Origin of the sequence: Desulfuromonas acetoxidans DSM 684, assembly GCF_000167355.1 — a bacterium.
Lineage (GTDB): Bacteria > Desulfobacterota > Desulfuromonadia > Desulfuromonadales > Desulfuromonadaceae > Desulfuromonas > Desulfuromonas acetoxidans.
On record NZ_AAEW02000003.1, the window covers coordinates 204410 to 224105 of the forward strand.

Consider the following 19696-nt stretch of genomic DNA (forward strand, 5'->3'; position numbering starts at 1 on the left):
GCTCACACCTCCCTTTTCAAGCCCCACAGTTCGAGAGTTCTTTTTTCCAATGGAATAAAGATCACCCGCTCCATGATCAGTCCGATACCACAGATAATGGCAATACAGACAAAGGCTTTAGCAAAATCAAGCGTCCAGCGCGACTGGATGATGGCGTAACCGAGTCCGGTGCCGCGCCCCACGACCATTTCGGCGGCCACCAATACCCGCCAACTGCTGCCAAGCCCAACCCGCAAACCGCTCAGAATATGGGGCAGTGCCCCCGGCAGTAGAACGCTCCGGAACAGCATGCGGTTATTGAGGCCAAGCATACGCGCCGCACGGATGTACATCTCATCAACCCGTTTGACGCCCCCGGCGACATTGATGGCAATCGGCGCAAAGGCTGTTACCGCGATCATGAACAGGGTCGCGCCATCGCCAATTCCAAACAGTAAAATGGCAACAGGAATCCACGCCAGACCAGGAATTAACTGCAGAACCTGAACCGACGGCATTGTCAGCCGTTCAAACGTCCGCCAACGTCCGGCAGCCATACCGATCAATGCACCGCTGAATACGGCGATGGAAAAACCACCCAGCCAACGCCCCATACTACTGAGGGTATGCAGATAGATTGAATAGCCAAGCAGCGGCTCTCCCGCCAACATCTTCACCAGTTTCCAGCCGGTTTCGAAAGGGGTCGGAAAAGAGACACCTCGCCACCAACTGACCGACCAGGCGATGCACTGCCAGCCGAGCACAATCAGCAGTAAAGCGGCAACACCATAAAGCAGGTTACCGGACGCTCTCTTTTTGCCGTTCGAACCCAACGCGAAATCCTCCTTCACACGTTATTCTGTGATGTCGGAAAAAACGGACACCGCTTACCGGCACAGAGATCAGCCTGTTTGAACTGATCACACACCAGAACATTTTGCGCTGGAATGATGGTGTCGGTCAGCTCTTTCGAGATGGCCTCGGCTTCCTGCAATGCCAGCAGACATTCGCGTTGACAGCAGCGGCTGAAAGGGTGCGCGGCAATTTTTTCAGCCACCCTGATGACAATTTTCTGCACCGCCTGACGCAACGTGCCATCAAAAGGCGACGCCTTCAAAATCACCGAGAAGGCAATCCCAACCCCGATGGCCGCGCCATCGACACCGAAAAAGGAGCAAGACGCTCCCGGCACCTGAGTACCGCGATTGATCCCGGTAATAATATCTTCGTCACTGACATTCCCGCCATTGTTGCGATAGGCGGCTAGCAAAATCCCCGGAACCATCGGATGGTGATGGGGACCGTGGGTCGGAAATGCCGGATTCAATCGCAACTGTTGAAACATTGCGACAACGTCCTTTTCTTTGCTGGTCAGACACAGATTGCGAATCGCATCTGCTGCAGGCTGGATGTGGCATTGGTCACAGACAAAATGGCCATCTTCACAACAGCTTTCAACCCGCTCGCGCTTACCACAATAGTGGCACTCCAACTCCTTCGGCTCGGTGAGAATGGTGATCGGCTCACCACACACCAGACAGCCTGATTTATGACTGCTCTCGACCTGTGGCCGATCAGGATCAGGGCTGCAATCGGGCAGACAGCAACAGCTCATCTCCTGTTCAAAATTGGTCACTTGGCCCTTGGCGTCGAGCAGCATGACGTCCGCCCCCATTGGCAGGTTCTCCGGCAGGCTGACGGCTGTGCTGCAGCCACGCTGAATCACGTGACCATCATCGGTCACCACACCGGCAAAAGGACCACGGTAGAGCAAGCGGGTCTCGTTCTTTGGCCCCGGTTTGAACGCCTGATAGGTGAGTGAATAAAACGGATAGCCTTTGATTTCGCGATACAGATAGCGTTTAACAACGCTGATATTTTCAAAGCCGAAATCTTCCAGAATGCCGAACAGGTCACGCTCATGCATGGCACCACCAATACATTCACCACGCAATTTTTCGTTGAGCTTAATCGCCAGCGGCACCTCGGTATTGTGGATGATATCGGAAATTAGCAGACGACCGCCCGGTTTGAGAACACGGGCAATTTCCTTGAATGTCTGCCGTTTGTTTAATGCAAGGTTGATGACGCAGTTGGAGATGATCACGTCGCTGCAACCGTCTAACAAAGGCAGCTCTTCGAGGAACCCCTTCTTGAATTCGATATTGGCGTAACCAAGCTTTTCAGCCACCGTGTCACGAGCTGAGTTGGCTTGAGCCAACATGGTGTCGGACATATCAATGCCGTAAACCCGGCCTTGACGGCCGACCTGCTTTGCGGCAATAAAACATTCCACGCCGGTGCCGGAACCAAGATCGACCAGTGTTTCTCCCGCTTGCAGATGGCAATCCATAACCGGGCTGCCGCAGCCGTAACTGCGAACCCGTGCGGTTTCCGGGATATGCTCGAGCAAATCGCTGTCATAGTGCACCGGGTTGACGATATCCTCATTGACCTCTTGTGCCGCCTGCGAATAGAAGGAGCGAATCGAAGCATGCCCGTCGCCCTCCGACAAGGTAAGAACACAGTTGGAATGGGTGAAACAGACGGATTCGCCACTCTCGTCGCATTCATCGACCCGCTCTCCCATACGTGAGCGCAATGAAAGGCTCTCCTGGTCAGGAAACTGGCCGGCTTCACGTGCAATCAGGTAGAGCGCCATGTCGCGATAAAGAGGGAGATACGGATCCTGGCCGACAAACGCACCCGATGAGAGATAACTGTGGTCGATATCGCCGCCGCCAAGCAAAAACCGCAACGGGTCGGACGCCAGTTGCGGACTGTCGACAACCGACAGAGAGCGGATCTTCTCCATCAACGGGCTGTGGCGCCATACCTGATTTAAACCATCGCTCAAATGGCCGCAGTGCAAATCGTCTTCAAACACCATCGCCGGGGTTGGATAGATGGTGCCATCCGGACCAATGGCCAGGCTTTCCCAACAGGCGTTATTGAGATCCATGCGAATACCGCTGAAATTAAACACCTGGCTTTGCATAATGGTGAAATTATCAATTGTGACCCCCTTTTTCTCGGCGCACTCGTAAGCCTGCCGGGCATGACCAAAGATCTCCTGCGGCGCAACAAACAGCTCGCGTCCCGCCTTGCCTTTGACGAACAACCACATGAAGTGCAGGTTGCGGATCCCCTGGCCAGCGGCAAAATCAACGGCAGCGGTCATTTCATGCACATTCGTACTGTTGATCGACATCGACAAGGCTGCCGACAGACCAAGACCTGTGAGCCACTGGAGATTGCGCTGCAACTCGGCAAAGCTGCCACGACCGCGCAGCGCCTCGTGATTCTCCTGCATGCCGTCAAGGCTGATTTGAAAGTGCAAACGACGACAATCCTGCTGCTGCAACCAGTTTTCATACGTTGTTAACGCCCGGCCATTGGTCAAAATAACCAGGTGAGCGTCCTCATCCGCCAGAATCCGCTCGCAGGCATCGGTAAAGTCGGGATGAACCAGTGGTTCGCCACCGGTGAAATAAAACAACCGACACCCCTGTTCGTGGGCCTGATCGATGGCCGAGAACAGATCAGTGCGCGACAACTCAGCACAAGTCCCCTCGCCCGAAGCAAACAGACAATGTGAACAACTCATGTTGCAGCGGTTCGTAATATGCAGCCAGCATTCTTTTAACGCTGTAAGCTGACGATGTGCCGCTCGTCCGGTGTAGGCCGTCTCTGCTGCCGGTTGCAGCCGCTCCAGCAGGTGCTGCACGTGCAATTGTTCGGACAGTTCACTCTCAACGTAACCGGCTCTGGACCGCTCTAAAGCCGCCTCAGCCGCGGTCGTCGGCACAAACCAATCGGGTGCAAGCGGATTGACATAGATCGGTATTCCCTCAAAATTGAACCGTTCGTAGTGTGTTAAACAGTCGAGACCTGAAGAGTTTGTTTTGTTCATTTTCATCATCTTGCCCCTTTCAATAGACGGCTGAGTAATCTGGAATCAGCTCGATTTTCCCCATGCTTTTGAGATAATCAGCCGTCATCGCCATGCTGGCACGTTCATTTTCATCAAAACCAACCCGCCAAGTCAGACTGTAGGTGCATTGACGCTGCTGCTGCGACGGAAGTCCGGTGACTGCGGCCACAATGCGCACGGTTTCATCCGGATGTTCGTGCATAAACTCAATGGCTTTGTGTAAGGCACTGATCAGAGCATCAAGATCCTCTTTACGTTCTTCGAGCATCTGCTTTGTGGCAACACAAACAGCAGGAAAGGTGTTGTTCAATGCACTGAAATCGGTCAGTTCATGAACCGTGTCAGCACACAAGGCTTCAACGTTGCTCGGCCACGGTTCGCTTCCGGCCATGGCATCAATCTGCCCGGTCTGCATCGCCTGCGGCATGTCGAGTGGGTTGAGGGGAACAAAGCTCATCTTGTTAACATCCAGCCCGACAGAGCTGCTCCAGGCCAACAATGCTCCGTAAGTACTCGACCCCATCTGGATACCGATCCTCGCCCCTTCAAGCTGGTGGATATCGGTCAGCTCACGGCGCGAAACAAGCCGGTGCATCTTGCGGCCTGCGGCATACGCAGTCAGCAGCCGCACGTTTTTGCTGCGTGACGCAGCAATCAGAAAAGGGGCGTCGCCCATGGCTGCAACATCTGCAGCACCGGTGATCAAACTCTCCGCGGCCAGAATTCCGCCACCAACCAGTTTGATATCGACATTCAGTCCTTCAGCAGCAAAAAAACCCTTGGCATTGGCGACAATAAACGGCTCGTAGCAAACCTTGTTTGGATAAGCAAGCCGAAGAGGTTCAGCAGACTTTGCTGCTGACGCCAAGGGGGTGAATAAGAGCAACATCCCAAGAAAACTAACGACGAAGGATAGGTTATGCCGATGTTTCATCACGATCTCCTTCAATGCATGGCAACGTAAATTTGCTATGCCACAAGTTCAGAATAGCGGTACGTCGGCTCCGGACGTCCCGGTTTTAAACAGTTCCACTGCTCCTGGTACACGTTGATGCCGTCGCTGGACTGCTGCAACGCCTGCCAGATAATCTGCCGTAATTCTTCGGGTGAGGTTTCGACCCGCGCATTAATGGTCATCGTTGCATGGGGTGTCGATGTCATCTCGCCACGAATTTTTGGCTCAATTTCCGTTCCGGTCAGGTTGGCAAACAACACCTGTGATTCGCTTTCAACAATCAGTTTGACATGACCAATCGGCAGGTTTCTTTCGGCAAACTGGTGATGAAGTCGGGTCATAATCGCTTCAGCAAAGGTGCGCCAGGTGCCTGCGGTGGTGCGCAATTCAAAACGGGCGTTCAACCACCCAAGCACGGCCTCCCCCTCTGCGTAGCGATCATAATCAATATCCAGAAGTGTGTTGCCGGCTGTGGTTTTATGCAGAACATGATCCAGCCAGTAGTCCAAGCCAACATTTCTTTCCGCACTGAGCGGCTGAACGATGGCAGAAGGGAACGCTTTTCTCACCCGGATCAGTAGATCATCGACCATCGGCAGTGTCAGGAGGTCAACCTTACTGATCAGAATCAGATCAGCCTCTTCCAACTGCTTGCGGTAGATATAGGCTGCGTCATCGTGAAGACCGGCAGTTCCTCCAGCCAGAATGGCGCCGAGTTTGATTGGGTCGGCCAGAACAGTCAAAGGGCTGATCAGCAGCTTTGATTGCAGCTTATCCTTCAACGGTTGAATGATGGTTGCTGACAGATCGGTGCAACTACCAACCGGTTCGGCCAGCACAATATCGGCATCAAACGTTTTCTTGAGCTGATCCATGGCATCCAGCAGCCCTTGAAAGTTGCAACAGAAACAACTGCCACTGACTTCGGCCACGCCGGCCCCGGAACGGACAAGCATTCTCGTGTCGACCAGATTGGTCGCCTGATCATTGGTGATCAAACCAACTTTCAGTCCTTGCAGGGACAATTTATGCGCCGTTTCAGCGAGTAACGTGGTCTTCCCGGCTCCCAGAAAACCACCGACTAAAATCAAACGACAAGACATCGATAAAACTCCTAATGACGATCTGTGCAGGTTGTGCAAACCTGGTTCATTGCAGGTTCCAACAGATACATAAAAAATAGCGCAGCAAGTTGTCCGCCGATGATCGGCGCAACCACATAAACCCAGAAAAAACCACCACAATGATCGGGAAAAGCGGCGCTGCCCCACCCTGCCAGCCAAGTGACCACGCGGGGGCCGAAATCACGGGCCGGATTCAACCCGGCCTGGGTCAAGGGAGCGATCAGACAGATCACTGATGTAACCGTCAAACCGATAAAGACCGGAGTCAGAGCATTATCCGGACGTCCGACATTGCATCCCTCGGTCAGCGCAAAAATCATCAACACCAGTACAAACGTGCCAAATGCTTCCGCCATCATGGCTAACGGTAATGAAACAACCGCCGTCACCGTCGGGTTTGGATAATATTCGCCAAAAATCATAGCCAGCTTGACCGATTCACTTGATCCTCGTGCAATGCCATGCACTGTTTCAAACGCCAGAATTGACGGAGAAAACAACAGATAGACAACCACACCGGCGAAGAACGCACCTAAAAACTGCCCGCAAAGATAAACCGGAAGTTTCTCTGCCCGCATTCGTTGCCCCAAAACCATGGCCAAACTGACCGCCGGATTCAAATGTGCGCAGGACAGATGTCGCGTTAGATAAATAGCCAGACTCACTCCGATTCCCCAAACCAGGGCAACCTGAAGTAACCCCTGCAGTGAACCGAACAGCACTGAAACGGCAACGGAACCACAGCCAAACAGCACTAAAATAAACGTTCCAAGCAACTCGCCCAGAAATTCTCGAGATACAATCATACGCACTCATCCTTGTTACCCGCCGAGCTGCCAGACACACGTTTCCCTGCCAATGACAACGTTCAGCGTCATATCTAATCTATACAGACGACTGCACATCAGCCGAGGGCTGTGAGCAGATTCTTGTGAAAGAGTCGATGGCCGAAAAAATCAGGCCAGAGAGAATACGGGAGGGGGGAGTGCGGAATAGCGTGGCTCCGGAATTCGATCAGTGAGGAACTGACCCCTTGCGGTGGATCGAGAATGGATGGATGGGTAAATGTTGAGCCAGACATGGACCAGCTTCATCAATAAAGAAGCATTTTTCCGTCCATCTGTCGCATGATCAATATCACGGCGTCGTGGCAATTGCTCGCAACAGCGACGGCTGTCGGCAAGGCGCTCGATCAAATGGGAAAAAAGGTGTGATTGTCGCCAGGGCAGGTTATTAAAGAATCGAACATCCTCTTTTCCCAGACCGGCCAGATAGAAACCGCCGTCGCAACTTGGGCCAAGAACAACCTCGTTGCTATACAGAGCTTGATATAGATCGTTGCTGTCCAGAGTCGGGATATCTCCCCCGACCGCCACCACCCGTTCATAACCGAGGGCAAATGTATCTTGCAACGCAGTGCAGAAACATTCATTGAGATTGGTGCCGCGTTGCGGCAAATAGATGGCGTCCGCCAAAAGTGGCGCTTCGCCATCCTGGACAACAACAATATCAGTGTGGTGAATACGCTGCAGCAGATCGTAGGTCCGGTAGATCATGGCCTGATGGATCGACTGATCCATCCGCCGACCAAAGCCGAACGATTTGCCTTTGCCCTCCCCCTGAATAAACAGGAGCAGGGCCTGGCGTTTTGCTATGTTCATCTGCTGAGCTGGCATGGTAATCCCTGTTCAGAGCCTTAACGGGCCTGAGCCGCCTGTGCTTCCAAAGCCCGAGCTTCTTCTTCAATTTCCTGCTCGATTTTGCCGAAATCAAACTTGGCATCTTTGGGACGCACCGGTAGGCCTTCCTGGTCGACTTGCTTCATGTCAACGTCCAGAATCTTAACCTTGACCATTTTCTCGTCTTGCCATTTGATATCCAGGTCAATAAACGCTTTGGTGTCTTCATTTTCCAAGCGCAACTCAGAGTCATTTTTGTTTTCCAGAAGATTGTGGGCAAAACTCTCAATCAAACGGTAAACTTCCAGGAAGTTGACCTTCTGTGCCCCCAATTCTTCAATGAGCTCTCTGGTCATGTCGATGGAAACCTCAACATCGTCAATTTTGGTCGTAAATGCCGGTAACTTTTTTTCTGTTTCACTCATACCTTCAGTCCTTTGTTATGTTCTGCCCATTCACGATTGGTCGTGCGTTAACCACCAACCTGCGACATCAAAAAATTTTCGTGCTCATACCCGTCAATGGACAGGGCATGGCATTGCGGTTTGTTCTCAACCAGCTCCTCAAGTTTTCGCCTGACACCGACTTGATTATGGTTACGCAGCAATGGAGCCAGGTCGATCTCATGGTTGGAAAACAGGCAACTCTTGGCTTTACCGGTCGAGGTGATCCTGATCCGGTTACAGGTGGCACAGAAATGCCCTGAAACAGCGGTGATAATACCGATAGATCCCTGAGCGCCGGCAATCCGATAATCCTTCGACGGTCCGGCGAAAGGTCCTTTTTCAACCTCTTCCAATTGATATTTGCTGGAAATACGGTCGAGAATTTCCTGCCCTGAGATCACCTGTTTTTGCCAATCGACCAGATCCAACGTCGGCATGTATTCGATAAAGCGTACTGAATAGCCATAATCTCTGGTCATCTCAGTGAAATCGAAAATCTCATCGTCATTAAAACCACGCATGGCCACCACGTTGATTTTAGGGGGTGGGAAACCTGCTTTTTCAGCAGCTTTTAAACCGGCAAACACTTTTTTCAAGTCGCCGCCATGGGTGATCTGCCGATACTTGTCTTCCTGTAACGAGTCCATGCTGATGTTCAAACGTTGGACCCCGGCCTGGAACAGATCCTGTGCCATTTCCGGCAACAGGATGCCATTTGTCGAGATCGCCAGGTGTCGCAGGCCATCGATGGCGGAAAGCCGAGCCAGAAACGGGACGATGCCATTGCGCACTAACGGCTCACCACCGGTAACGCGAATTTTCTCTATTCCCATTGAGACCGCGGCTTGCGCGATAAGATGCAGACTTTCGTAGGGCAGGATGTCGTTGTGCTGACACGCTGCAACCCCATCCTCCGACATACAATATTTACAACGGAGGTTGCAACGATCTGTCACTGACAAGCGCAGGTAATTGATTTGGCGTCCAAAAGAATCGATCAATTTCATGATTTTCTCACTTTTAAACAATCAGGGTTATCTTGAGATAAACTGCCGACTTCATCAATCGGCGCATCAACCAGCTTCTCGTCGACAAAGAGCTTATCTGCCAACCAGTTGTTGGCCAGAGGTGTCTCCCCCAGCCATTTTCCAATAGAGTAATAGGACCGATCGCCAGCACTGCCGATCAGTGGTTTGATTTTCTCAACCGACGGTAAACCGTTTTCACCAAGAGCCTCTTCATCGGCCTTAACATCCATCACCTGGCCAATAAATTGCGTATGGGAACCAATCTCCAACATGTGCAGTAACGAGCACTCCATAATCAGTGGAAATTCCTCCACATAGGGGGCATCGACAACGCTACTGCGCACCGGAGTCAGCCCGGTGGCAAAGAACTTGTTAACCAGGACTCCTGAGACACTGCCGATAAAATCGGTCTCAATCAAAAAGTCACGCGATGGGATGCCGATGGTAAAGGCCTGATGCTCAACAATGTTGGCATAGGTCGCTCGGCTGGCGCGTAAGGACACTGCGACACACGCCGGGGTTGTACAGCAGATCGAGGCCCAGGAAGCAACCATGATGTTCGGTTGTGCACTGGACCCATAGCTTCCGATCACCCAGACAGGTGAAGGGACAGCTATCGCTTTACTTCCGAGTGAAATCTTCATCTGCCCCTCGCAATAGATTGAATTGCATCCCGTCATGCGCCAAAAAAACATTCGGCAGATCGCTCAAGCGCCCGTTCAGCTCCTCCACTGTCACCGGGTTGCCGTAATGAATCGCCAGATGTGTCAGGACGGTATTTTTTGCCCCGATGCTTTTGCCCAGTTCGATCGCCTCGGCTATGGACATATGGCTGTCAGGAAACCAGTTAGAATCACTGAAAGTCGCATCGCAAATGAGACAATCAATTGCTTCAACCTGACGTTTGGTCACATCCGGCAAACCTGATGTATCAGGGAAATAGGCAAGTCTTGAGACGTCCGACTCAATCAGGAAACCGGCGGTCTCAATCCCATGGTTGGCAGGGAGCGCAGTGATCCCTACATCACCACGTTTGTATGTCTTTCCAAACTCCCATGGTTGGGGTACCAAAACATCGTGCAGATAGGGGAATGCCGCATGGAAACTGTCGACTGCGGACGGCGGCAAATAGAGAGGAATCGGTTCTTTGCGGTCGAGTTTGACGTAATATTCCATCTCACCGAGTCCACCGAAATGATCAAAGTGCCAATGGGTCAGAAAAATTCCATCGATTCCTTCAAGGTTCTCACGCACTAATTGCGCTCTGAGATCGGGAGAGGTATCAATGAGATAATTCGCGTTCCCCGAGCGAAGCAAGGCTCCGCTACGCGTCCGGCAATAGCGAGAATTAGCACGTGCCTCGCGGCATCCACTGCAATCGCAGAAAAACGACGGAACGCCTGGTCCGGCACCTGAGCCTAGGATTTTGAATGAACTCCCCATAGCTTCCTCAATTGGTTCTCTCATTGAAAGACCAGCGTCACTGTCCCTGGTAAACCATTGCTGCCGATCCACATTGAAGGACATCGGGACAGACGTCACATTGACGATTAAAAGGCTCCCTCAGTTGATCGAAAGCACAATCAATCAAACCGTTTTTCAGATAAAACCCCCGGCTGCATCCCCTTGAGACCGTGGTCACACGGTAGTTCTGCTGAGGTTCACCAACAGCATCACGACAATACTTCCAAGGATTCTCCAACATCGGTTGCAGCAATTTTTTCCCAAGACCACAGCTACGACCATCAACCTGCACAACAATCGTCAGTAAATGAAAAAGGTTGATGTCCAGTTGGTAGAGCAGACCACCACCGTAAATTGCCGCGTGATCTTTCAAAATAACGTGATCTTCGATAGCACCGACCACGGCCATATCACTCGCGGAAAAAATACTGCTCAGTACGTCTTCCTCAGCAGCAGTTGCGAATTCGATTTGATATGGCATTTAGACCCTCCGATCGTTTCATTCGGCTTTTCATTGTTCACAAACAGGCTCTAACTAACTAAAAACAAAAGAGAACTTACAGAGAACATCCTGTTGCCAATAGATTTTCTCTTCCTGGTTTGACTGATGTGAGCAATAAAGGTGCCACCCTCTTGATATTTTTATTAAGTGTGCGTTTTCTTAACACTCTGGCTCAAAAAGGAGACATGACTGATCCATTTTGAACGATCATTCAACAGGGAAGCTTTGTTTTATTTTGAGATTGGTCGAACGTCTCGTGTCATTTTGAAACGAACGTTCAGAAAGAAATAATCAAAGAAATAGAAGTGTTTTATTGATAAAAATTAAGACCGAAACCCCCACCCTTCCTGTCTAAAGTGAGATAAAGTAGAAACATCAGCGATACCACTTAAGGCACATTTTTCACTTTTTCACATAGGCAGCTCCCACATGAGTAGCAGCTATTTCGCAGACAACTGATTCATTAGTAAGTTACCGATATATAAAAACAAAAAGGTTTTACTTCGATTAATAGAAACGTGGTGATTGGAAGGTGCAACTGCCGGTACAAACTTTGCATGTTTAATCTCTACGCTTTTACTTAACATCCTCAGTTCAAAGGAGAACGGTCCATGTCGTTGCGAGAACAGATTACAGAGGTTTTAGGCACTCAGATCCTTTTTGCAAACGCCGAGAAAGATAAGCTGACCAAAAAGCGATGGCAGGAGATTCTTCGCTGCAAAGAAGAGTTCTTAAAAAACCCCTCAGCCGATCCCAGCGACTACCCATGCATGGACAAAGATGTCGCCGCATCCTGGATGCGCTCCCGCAAAATGGGGGTCAACCCTCATAAGGTTGTGACCATCCCCAACGAAGACCAGCTCACCAAGCTTCGCGAACAACACCAGCAACTCATAGAGATCACCTCTGAACAGGTCAAACCATGTAAAGAGCAAATGGTGGCCTGTGGTTACATGTTTTACTTATTCGATAAGTCCGGAATGATTCTGTGTCATGAGGGAGTCTGGGCTGACGACAAAGTTGGCGAGTGCGGCTCGCGAATCGGCATCTTGGCTGACGAGGAATCAGAAGGAACAACCGCTCACGGTCTCTGCTTTCACTTGAAACGTCCTGTCCAACTGATTGGACCGGAGAACTACTGTGTTCCCCTGCAAAACCGGATTGCCTCGGCCGCACCGATCATGGGAGAGGATGGCGAAGTGAAGGCTGCCATCGTTGTCCTTAGTCCGCCGCTGGTCGAAGACTTGGAAGACGACAAGATTAACCACCTGTACATGCACACGCTCGGCCTGATCTCGTCATTGGCAACCTCGATCGAGACAAAAATCAAGTTGGTGAACCACACCGAATGTTTGGAAAAATCGCTTGAGGACGCTACAAAACTCAATGAAGAGCTGAAAAAAGCCAAAGACAACATGGCAAGTGCCCACGAAAGCCTCACCGCCTCCTTTGCTTTTATCGATGAGGGGATGATTGCCGTCGATAATAAAGGCAAAATCCGTCAGATCAACAACGAGGCCATGCGCATTTTCAGAGCCCATCCCGAAGAGATCGGCAATCGAAATCTCAACGAGTTCCTCAGTGCGGAATCTTCCATCATGCACCGTGCGAATAAAGGGGAAAGCTTTACCGTTGATGAGTGTGTCAAGGTCGGCACCAACAAAGCCAGACCCTACAGAATCTCGGTGCGCCCGATTCTGAATCAATACACCAAGAAACTCGATGTCGTCATTCTCAAGCTTATCAGCTGTGAAAAACTCAACAATGCACAAAGCAACCGCTCAGGGAGATCCGCAACATACCAGATTGAAGATATCCTCGGCGAAAGCGTGGCGATTAAATCAACCATTGCCCAGGCCAGCCGCTTTGCCGCATCACCGGAGAACATCCTGCTGATTGGCGAGAGTGGTACCGGAAAAGAGTTGTTCGCCCATTCAATTCATAATATCTACCGTCCGAACGGCCCTTTCATGGCCGTCAACTGTGCCGCCTTACCGCGGGAACTTGTCGGCAGTGAACTGTTCGGCTACGAGGGCGGCAGCTTCACCGGTGCCGAACGCTGTGGCAAACCGGGCAAGATCGAACTGGCCGACGGCGGCACCCTGTTCCTTGACGAAATCGGCGATATGCCCTTAGAACATCAAGCGATCTTATTGCGCAGTCTGCAGGATAAACGGGTAATGCGCATCGGTGGCAACCGCTACAAAGAAGTCGACTTCCGACTGGTTGCAGCAACAAACAAGGATTTGCAGCAGATGGTCGAGGAGAAAACCTTCCGTGAAGACCTCTATTACCGCATTTCAGTTCTCGGAATATTTATTCCGCCACTTAGAGAGCGGGGCAAAGATATCTCATTATTGAGCCGGTTGTTCATTCGCAATTACTGCCAACGCATGGGCTGGCAGGAGCCACAACTTAGCCCTGAGGCAGAAAAGGTCATCAATCAGTACAAATGGCCGGGGAACGTTCGGCAACTGCAGAACGCGATCCATCACGCCATTAATACGGCCAACGATAACGTGATTGAGCCATCCAACCTGCCCGGTTACGTCCTGGACGATACGACATCGCCCAGCTCGACGGGGCTTCCCAGATTTGCCGGGGCCGGCGACCACAACCTCTGCATCAAAACAATTGAAAAAGAAGCGATTGAAGCCGCTCTGCTACGCGCCAACAACTGTATCCCGACGGCTGCGGAAATCGTTGGACTGAGTCGGTCGACTCTCTATCGCAAACTGAAGGATTACAATATTTCGGTCAACTGATCCACGACTTCCCCCCACTCGCCTCTTATTTGTCGTCAAATTTATCCTCCTTGCGTTCAAGATAAAAACGCAAGGAGGAAAGTTTCCCTCCCTCCCGGTCTCAAAATGAAACCCCGTTCGCAGAAAAAGATTCTCATTACTAGAAAATCACTCCAGGTCAATTGTCCCATCCTCTGAAAGTACCCTCTTTCGCAAAAGCCATTTGCTGGATTTTCCCGGTGTTTGCAACGAGTTAGTACATCTGCTGTCAAATCCTCACAACAAGAAGACAGGCTTTGGCTTGCAAGTTGCAAAAAAAGAGGTTCAAGCGTCATCAGGCGCATCATAAGTTTTGTGATCGATCGCCCAAAGCCTTGAAATGATTCGTTTGCTGAGCATTAACACTGTCACGGACTGCTTAGTCAATATGAAGAAACGTTCGAGCGAGAGCCATGAGAGAGGAGCTATGATAGGAAACGTTGATTTAACTCAAGAAGGGGTAGAAGTAAAAAAGTCGGCCTGTTACTTCTGCCATCAGAATTGCGGTGTGCTTGCCTATGTGAAGGACGATAAAGTCCTGGCCATCGAAGGCGACCCCGAGTTCCCGACCAACCAGGGCGGCCTGTGCTGCCGCGGCAATATTGCCCTCAAACATCTGGACCATCCTGATCGCGTCAACTACCCGCTCAAACGGGTTGGTAAGCGCGGTGAAGGCAAGTGGGAGCAAATTCCATGGGACCAGGCCATCAAAGAGATTGCCGCCAAGCTTTCGGACATCCGCGACAAGTTTGGTGCCGAAGCTGTCGCCACAGCAGGCGGTACGCAACGGACCGATGACTGGGCCCGCCGCCGCTTTATGAACCTGTTCGGCAGCCCGAACGGTTTCCATAATGCCCACCTGTGCTGGATTCCGACCTTTATGGTGGAGACCGCGATCTACGGTTGGTGCCCCTTCGACCTCGACATCGGCGCGAGTAAATGTATCGTACTGTGGGGCCAGAACCCTGGCGCCTCTGGGATGCCGGAAGCCCATCACATTGCCGATTTGCAAGCCAAAGGCATGAAGGTGATCGTGATCGACCCACGCTTTACCGAATCCGCATCAAAGGCCGACCTCTGGCTGCCACTGCGCCCCGGTTCCGACCTGGCTCTGGCTCTGTCCTGGATTCACGTCATCATCTACGAAGGCCTGATGGATCAGGACTTTGTCATGGAATACACCGAAGGGTTCAACGAACTGGCTGAGCATGTCGTCGACTTCTCACCGGAATGGGCCGCAGAACGGACCTGGCTGACGCCGGAACAAATTCGCGCCGGTGCCCACATGTACGCTATGAACAAGCCGGGCAACATCCAGTGGGGTACTTCGGTCGACCAGATCGGCAAACCGGCCGGTGCCACCATGCATGCCCGCGCCATCCTGCGCGCCCTCACCGGCAACCTCGATTGCCCGGGTGCCGACCTGCTGACCGGCCCTTCGCAGGACTATCTGACCGATGAAGAACTCGAAGGCAACCAGTTTTTGTCGGATGAGCAGAAAGCAAAGCAGATCGGTTCCGACAAGTTCCCGATGGTCACGTGGCCCGGCTACAGCAAAATTTGCGAGCTGACCAAGAAAACCTGGGGCAAGGTGCCGACCGCAGAGTGGATGTGTGAAGCGCATCCGCCATCCGTTTTCCGGGCCATCGCCAACAGCGATCCCTACCCGGTCAAGGCCCTGATGATTGCGGCAACCAACCCGCTGGCCTCTTATGGTGAAACCAGCGTCGTGCTCGAAGCGTTGCGCAAAGTCGACTTTATGGTCGCTTGCGACTACTGGATCACCCCGTCGGCAATGTTCGCTGACTACATTATGCCGATCGCCGGCGCACTGGAGCGGCCGATCATCACCAACAGCTACGGCTGTGCCGACTTCATGTTGACCGCGCAACGGGCCATCAAGCCAATGTATGAGCGTCGCAACGATTTCAACTTCTGGCGTGATCTCGGCATCGCTCTGGGCCAGGAAGAAAACTGGCCTTGGGAAACGGTTGAAGACGCCTACTACAGCGCCATCGAGCCGATCGGGCACCCGGTCAGCAACTTTGACGAGTTTGTTGAAAACGTCCGTTTCCACTTCCCTGAACGCGAATACTACAAGTACAAGCGCCAGGGTTTTGCGACACCTTCGGGTAAAGTCGAGCTCTACTCGTCAACCCTCAAAGAGCTGGGGCTGCCACCGCTGCCGGAATATGTCGGTCCTTCGGAAAACGAGATCGACAATCCTGAGTTGGCCGAGAAATTCCCACTGGTGCTGACAACCGGTGGCGGATTCATGCCGTTCCACCACTCGGAGCATTTCCAAATCAAGGATATGCGCTTCCTGCGTCATTCGCCTTTTATGGACATCAATCCCGCGACCGCCAAGGAACTGGGGATCGAAGATGGTGATTGGGTCTGGATTGAAACTGATCGTGGCCGGATGAAGCAACGGGCGAACCTGACCGAAGCCATCCACCAGAAAGTGATCTACACACAACGCTGCTGGTGGTATCCGGAAAAAGACATGCGTGATATTGAGCTAGGCGGCGAACTCGGCGGCGCTCTGGAGTCGAACGGTAACGTTCTGACCTGCACAACTGATGACTATTGCGACCCCTATAGCGGCTCCTGGGCGAATCGCGGTTTGCTCTGCCGGGTCTACAAAGTAGAGGAAGCAGATTTGAAGGAGGTAATTTGATATGGCTCGCTATGCAATGGTGATGGACACCAGGAAATGCATCGGCTGTCATTCCTGTACAGTCGCTTGCAAAGTTCGTAATGAACTCCCGACAGATATGATCTACAACCCGGTGACCACAGATGGTCCACACGGCAAATTTCCCAACCTGAGCATGCGCTTTTTGCCTTTGCTCTGCATGCACTGCGACAATTCTCCCTGTGTTGATGCCTGCCCGACCGGCGCTTCAATTCAGGCCGAAAACGGCATTGTCCACGTTGAGGATAAGAAATGTGTCGGCTGCCTGTCCTGTATCATGGCCTGCCCTTATGGCGCACGCTACCACAATCATGAGACCGGGGCCGTCAACAAGTGTAATTTCTGCCTTGATCGGGTTGAAGAAGGTCTATTCCCACACTGCGTCGAAACATGTCACCAAAATGCCCGTATTTTCGGCGACTTGGATGACGAGAACAGTGAGGTCAGCAAGCTGATCAACGAGAATCCTTCGGTTCAGTTGCTGCCCGAACTGAACACCGACCCCTGTGTCTTTTACATCTACTGATGGAGGAGTTGAACAAATGAGCGAAAAACATCAAGCCTGGGGTTGGATGCTGGCGGTCGATTTCTTCTTCGCCGGTATGGGCGGTGCCATGCTGGTCATCGCCGCGATCATCGACCTCTTTATTGCACCGAATCAGGTTTCTTTACTGGGAAATATTCTTGGCCCGCTGTGTATGTGCGTCGGCTGCGGTTTCCTGATCCTTGAACTGGGACGTCCCATGCAGGCATGGCGCGTGTTCATGAATCCTAAGGCGATTCTTACTTTTGGCGCCTGGACCATGACTATTGCCATCATTTCCGGCTTCGCCTATGCCTCTTTCGGCATCAAGAGCAGCCTGATCTTCTGGAATGAAGGGGACTTCTTACGTCACCTGCTGGCACTGGTCAACATAGTCACCGGTTTAGTTGTCGCCACCTATCCAGGTGTGTTGCTGGGACGCCACAAAGGCCGCCCTTTCTGGGTTGGTCCGGGAGTTATGGGATTGTTCCTGCTGTCCTCCATGGTCACAGGTCTGGCCCTGCATTGCCTGTGTGCAATTGTTGTCCCAGTTGAAGGTTCTGTCCTGAGCAGCCTGCCGAAAGTTATTGCAGCGCTGCTACTGGTACAGGCCCTGATGTGGGTGGGATACCTGTGGATCAAAGCCAGTGGAACCACTGCTGCTGAAAGCGCCAGCGCAAAACGCTGGATCAACGGTGACCTGGCAAAAGGATTCAAAATATACTTCATGCTGATCGGCACGGTGGTACCGATGATTCTGTTCCTGACTCCGATAGCATTCTTTCATGGCCTTGCAGCTTTAATGGTTCTGTTCGGCGGCGTCATGATGCGTATCCAGATCGTTACCAGCGGTAAAGATCGAACCTTCCTGCCCGGCGAGTTGCAGTATCGTTCCCGCTTGCCAAAGGGAGACGAAAAGTTCCTCAAAAAAGCGTGGATGTAACAGCGGACACAGTTGGGCACTGCCAAATCAGCACGATTACTCTGCCTCGGCCGTCACCGAAGCCGATTTCGGCAGTGCCCTGTTCCATAATAAATGCATAACGCTTCCAAATGCACAGAATTGAGGTTAAAGATGACACAGGCAGTCGGGACAAACAGAACTGATACAAAAAAGAATATAAGACTTTTAGAACTCACACAGAGTGTTTGCCCGGCCTGCCTGGATGTCATTGAAGCCCGCATTGTCGTCAAGGATAATGCAGTGTTCATGGAAAAAACCTGTGCACAGCACGGTCCTTACTCCACCTACCTGTGGCCGGATGAAGAACATTATCGCTGGATGAAAGACTTTAAGTTCCCGCACATCCGTCCGCAATCTAACCTCCCGGTCCTCAACGGCTGCCCTGAAGATTGTGGCCCCTGCACAGCCCATCAACACCATCCCCGCTTGGTTGAACTGGAACTGACCCAGCGCTGCAATTTGCGTTGCCCGGTATGTTTTATGGCCGCGGACGACAATCAGACCCATGTGGAAACGGATCTCTCGCTGGCGGACATCAAGAAGCAACTGGTCAAAATCATGGACCAGTGTGGCCCGCAAACCAGCATCCAGTTGACCGGTGGCGAACCCACGGTCCGCAAAGACCTGCCGGACATCATCGCCTTGTGTCGCGAGATCGGCTTCAGTGCGATTGAGGTCAATACCAACGGCGTTGTTATCAGCCGCAATCTCAATTACCTTGAACAACTGGCGGCATCAGGTGCGACCGGGATCTATATGCAGTTTGACGGACTGGACGACGACGTTTTCAAAAAGGTCCGCGGGGCAAACCTGTTGAAAGACAAGCTTCAGGCCATTGAAAACTGTCGCCGTATCGGCATGCAGATCGTCTTGGCCATGGCTGTTATCAGAGGAATCAACGACGAACAAATGGGCAAGGTTCTCGAATTTGGTCTGAAAAATCGAGACGTGATTGCTGGAGTCGCTTTTCAGCCGGCATTCGGTTCAGGACGGTTCGAGATTACCGACAAAAAGCCGTTAACCATGGGCGATGCAATTTATGAACTCTCGGAGCAGAGCAATGGTCTGCTTTCTCCTTACGACTTCTGGCCGACCGGCTGCTCCCATCCTTTGTGCGATGCGACCACCTATATCCTACCGCAGCCACAGGGCTTAGTCCCAATGAGCCGCGTCATCAACGTCCAGGACTACATGGATCATTTCAACCCGGCAAGCCCACAGGGCTCAGTACTGCCGGACATTGCCGACACAATGTACCCCGACCACGAACCGGGGCTGTCGATCTTGATCATGAACTATATGGATGCCATGAGCATGGACTTAAAACGTCTACAACAATGCAGCATGACTGTTGCCGGTAAAGATGGCAGCCAAATCCCCTTTTGTTCCTATCAATTGACAAACATTGACGGACTTAAACGTTCAGAGCTGGCATAACTCAACGATTCGACTTCCTTGCTTAGCCCAACGGGTCAATCTCTCTCACCCGTTTATTGACAGCCCACTTCTGTACCACGGATGTTCCGCAAAGTCATCGCTGTGCAAGCGGTTCATCCCGTAAAATCACTTTACAGCCTCTCGCGTTCGGCCTCCCGTACTCACAATTTCGCTCTTCTT

16 protein-coding genes are annotated in these 19696 nt (G+C 51.8%); 5 read left to right on the forward strand and 11 right to left on the reverse strand.

The features are described 5' to 3' along the window. Nucleotides 1–2: 2 nt before the first annotated feature. The 11 genes from DACE_RS03540 to DACE_RS03590 all read right to left on the reverse strand — a co-directional run bounded on the left by DACE_RS03540 (nucleotide 3) and on the right by DACE_RS03590 (nucleotide 11090). The gene (locus tag DACE_RS03540; protein WP_238326390.1) at nucleotides 3–830 is read right to left on the reverse strand and encodes an ABC transporter permease; all 828 of its coding nucleotides are present in this window, start codon (nucleotides 828–830) and stop codon (nucleotides 3–5) included. Then, nucleotides 827–3892, reverse strand: a complete 3066-nt coding sequence (locus DACE_RS03545) for a DUF5714 domain-containing protein (RefSeq protein ID WP_162013585.1) — start codon at nucleotides 3890–3892, stop codon at nucleotides 827–829. The genes DACE_RS03540 and DACE_RS03545 overlap by 4 nt, the downstream gene beginning before the upstream one ends. A gap of 19 nt (nucleotides 3893–3911) precedes the next feature. Continuing rightward, nucleotides 3912–4847, reverse strand: a complete 936-nt coding sequence (locus DACE_RS03550; RefSeq protein WP_005998372.1) for an ABC transporter substrate-binding protein — start codon at nucleotides 4845–4847, stop codon at nucleotides 3912–3914. A 35-nt stretch (nucleotides 4848–4882) separates the two neighbouring features. Continuing rightward, entirely contained in the window at nucleotides 4883–5971 is a 1089-nt protein-coding gene (locus DACE_RS03555; protein WP_005998374.1) for a GTP-binding protein, read from the reverse strand. Between the two features lie 11 nt (nucleotides 5972–5982). Then, nucleotides 5983–6798: an MIP/aquaporin family protein gene (locus DACE_RS03560; RefSeq protein ID WP_005998376.1), complete on the reverse strand. Its 816-nt coding sequence runs from the start codon at nucleotides 6796–6798 to the stop codon at nucleotides 5983–5985. 150 nt (nucleotides 6799–6948) lie between these two features. Next, nucleotides 6949–7668 (reverse strand): TIGR04282 family arsenosugar biosynthesis glycosyltransferase, encoded by a 720-nt coding sequence (locus DACE_RS17000; protein WP_005998378.1) that lies wholly within the window; start codon nucleotides 7666–7668, stop codon nucleotides 6949–6951. Nucleotides 7669–7688: 20 nt separating this feature from the next. Continuing rightward, a complete protein-coding gene (locus DACE_RS03570) occupies nucleotides 7689–8096 on the reverse strand; it encodes a hypothetical protein (protein WP_005998380.1) in 408 nt (135 codons plus the stop codon). 47 nt (nucleotides 8097–8143) lie between these two features. Continuing rightward, nucleotides 8144–9124 carry a GTP 3',8-cyclase MoaA gene (moaA, locus tag DACE_RS03575; protein ID WP_005998381.1) on the reverse strand — a complete coding sequence of 327 codons (981 nt, stop codon included), beginning with the start codon at nucleotides 9122–9124 and terminating at the stop codon, nucleotides 8144–8146. Next, nucleotides 9121–9789 (reverse strand): flavin reductase family protein, encoded by a 669-nt coding sequence (locus DACE_RS03580; protein WP_005998383.1) that lies wholly within the window; start codon nucleotides 9787–9789, stop codon nucleotides 9121–9123. The genes moaA and DACE_RS03580 overlap by 4 nt, the downstream gene beginning before the upstream one ends. After that, a complete protein-coding gene (locus DACE_RS03585; RefSeq protein ID WP_337442368.1) occupies nucleotides 9767–10672 on the reverse strand; it encodes an MBL fold metallo-hydrolase in 906 nt (301 codons plus the stop codon). Before DACE_RS03585 ends, DACE_RS03580 begins: the two co-directional genes overlap by 23 nt. Further along, nucleotides 10626–11090 (reverse strand): GNAT family N-acetyltransferase, encoded by a 465-nt coding sequence (locus DACE_RS03590; RefSeq protein ID WP_005998387.1) that lies wholly within the window; start codon nucleotides 11088–11090, stop codon nucleotides 10626–10628. The genes DACE_RS03585 and DACE_RS03590 overlap by 47 nt, the downstream gene beginning before the upstream one ends. 632 nt (nucleotides 11091–11722) lie before the next feature. Between DACE_RS03590 and DACE_RS03595 the strand changes: the two genes are divergently transcribed. The 5 genes from DACE_RS03595 to DACE_RS03615 all read left to right on the forward strand — a co-directional run bounded on the left by DACE_RS03595 (nucleotide 11723) and on the right by DACE_RS03615 (nucleotide 19516). Beyond that, on the forward strand, nucleotides 11723–13876 hold the full coding sequence (locus DACE_RS03595) for a sigma-54 interaction domain-containing protein (protein ID WP_005998388.1): 2154 nt from the start codon (nucleotides 11723–11725) through the stop codon (nucleotides 13874–13876). Nucleotides 13877–14321: 445 nt separating this feature from the next. Continuing rightward, nucleotides 14322–16574: a molybdopterin-containing oxidoreductase family protein gene (locus DACE_RS03600; protein ID WP_005998389.1), complete on the forward strand. Its 2253-nt coding sequence runs from the start codon at nucleotides 14322–14324 to the stop codon at nucleotides 16572–16574. 1 nt (nucleotide 16575) lies between these two features. Continuing rightward, nucleotides 16576–17118 carry a 4Fe-4S dicluster domain-containing protein gene (locus DACE_RS03605; RefSeq protein WP_005998390.1) on the forward strand — a complete coding sequence of 181 codons (543 nt, stop codon included), beginning with the start codon at nucleotides 16576–16578 and terminating at the stop codon, nucleotides 17116–17118. 16 nt (nucleotides 17119–17134) lie between these two features. After that, on the forward strand, nucleotides 17135–18058 hold the full coding sequence (nrfD, locus tag DACE_RS03610; RefSeq protein WP_005998391.1) for an NrfD/PsrC family molybdoenzyme membrane anchor subunit: 924 nt from the start codon (nucleotides 17135–17137) through the stop codon (nucleotides 18056–18058). Between the two features lie 132 nt (nucleotides 18059–18190). Further along, complete coding sequence (locus tag DACE_RS03615; protein ID WP_005998392.1) at nucleotides 18191–19516, forward strand: radical SAM protein; 1326 nt, start codon at nucleotides 18191–18193, stop codon at nucleotides 19514–19516. Nucleotides 19517–19696 lie beyond the last annotated feature (180 nt).

Excerpts from the sequence above, each read along its gene's own strand:
- DACE_RS03545 (WP_162013585.1), bottom strand. The coding sequence starts at position 3,892 with ATGAACAAAACAAACTCTTCAGGTCTCGACTGTTTAACACACTACGAA.
- DACE_RS03550 (WP_005998372.1), bottom strand. The coding sequence starts at position 4,847 with ATGAAACATCGGCATAACCTATCCTTCGTCGTTAGTTTTCTTGGGATG.
- DACE_RS03555 (WP_005998374.1), bottom strand. The coding sequence starts at position 5,971 with ATGTCTTGTCGTTTGATTTTAGTCGGTGGTTTTCTGGGAGCCGGGAAG.
- DACE_RS03560 (WP_005998376.1), bottom strand. The coding sequence starts at position 6,798 with ATGATTGTATCTCGAGAATTTCTGGGCGAGTTGCTTGGAACGTTTATT.
- DACE_RS17000 (WP_005998378.1), bottom strand. The coding sequence starts at position 7,668 with ATGCCAGCTCAGCAGATGAACATAGCAAAACGCCAGGCCCTGCTCCTG.
- DACE_RS03570 (WP_005998380.1), bottom strand. The coding sequence starts at position 8,096 with ATGAGTGAAACAGAAAAAAAGTTACCGGCATTTACGACCAAAATTGAC.
- moaA (WP_005998381.1), bottom strand. The coding sequence starts at position 9,124 with ATGAAATTGATCGATTCTTTTGGACGCCAAATCAATTACCTGCGCTTG.
- DACE_RS03580 (WP_005998383.1), bottom strand. The coding sequence starts at position 9,789 with ATGAAGATTTCACTCGGAAGTAAAGCGATAGCTGTCCCTTCACCTGTC.
- DACE_RS03585 (WP_337442368.1), bottom strand. The coding sequence starts at position 10,672 with ATGTCCTTCAATGTGGATCGGCAGCAATGGTTTACCAGGGACAGTGAC.
- DACE_RS03590 (WP_005998387.1), bottom strand. The coding sequence starts at position 11,090 with ATGCCATATCAAATCGAATTCGCAACTGCTGCTGAGGAAGACGTACTG.
- DACE_RS03595 (WP_005998388.1), top strand. The coding sequence starts at position 11,723 with ATGTCGTTGCGAGAACAGATTACAGAGGTTTTAGGCACTCAGATCCTT.
- DACE_RS03600 (WP_005998389.1), top strand. The coding sequence starts at position 14,322 with ATGATAGGAAACGTTGATTTAACTCAAGAAGGGGTAGAAGTAAAAAAG.
- DACE_RS03605 (WP_005998390.1), top strand. The coding sequence starts at position 16,576 with ATGGCTCGCTATGCAATGGTGATGGACACCAGGAAATGCATCGGCTGT.
- nrfD (WP_005998391.1), top strand. The coding sequence starts at position 17,135 with ATGAGCGAAAAACATCAAGCCTGGGGTTGGATGCTGGCGGTCGATTTC.
- DACE_RS03615 (WP_005998392.1), top strand. The coding sequence starts at position 18,191 with ATGACACAGGCAGTCGGGACAAACAGAACTGATACAAAAAAGAATATA.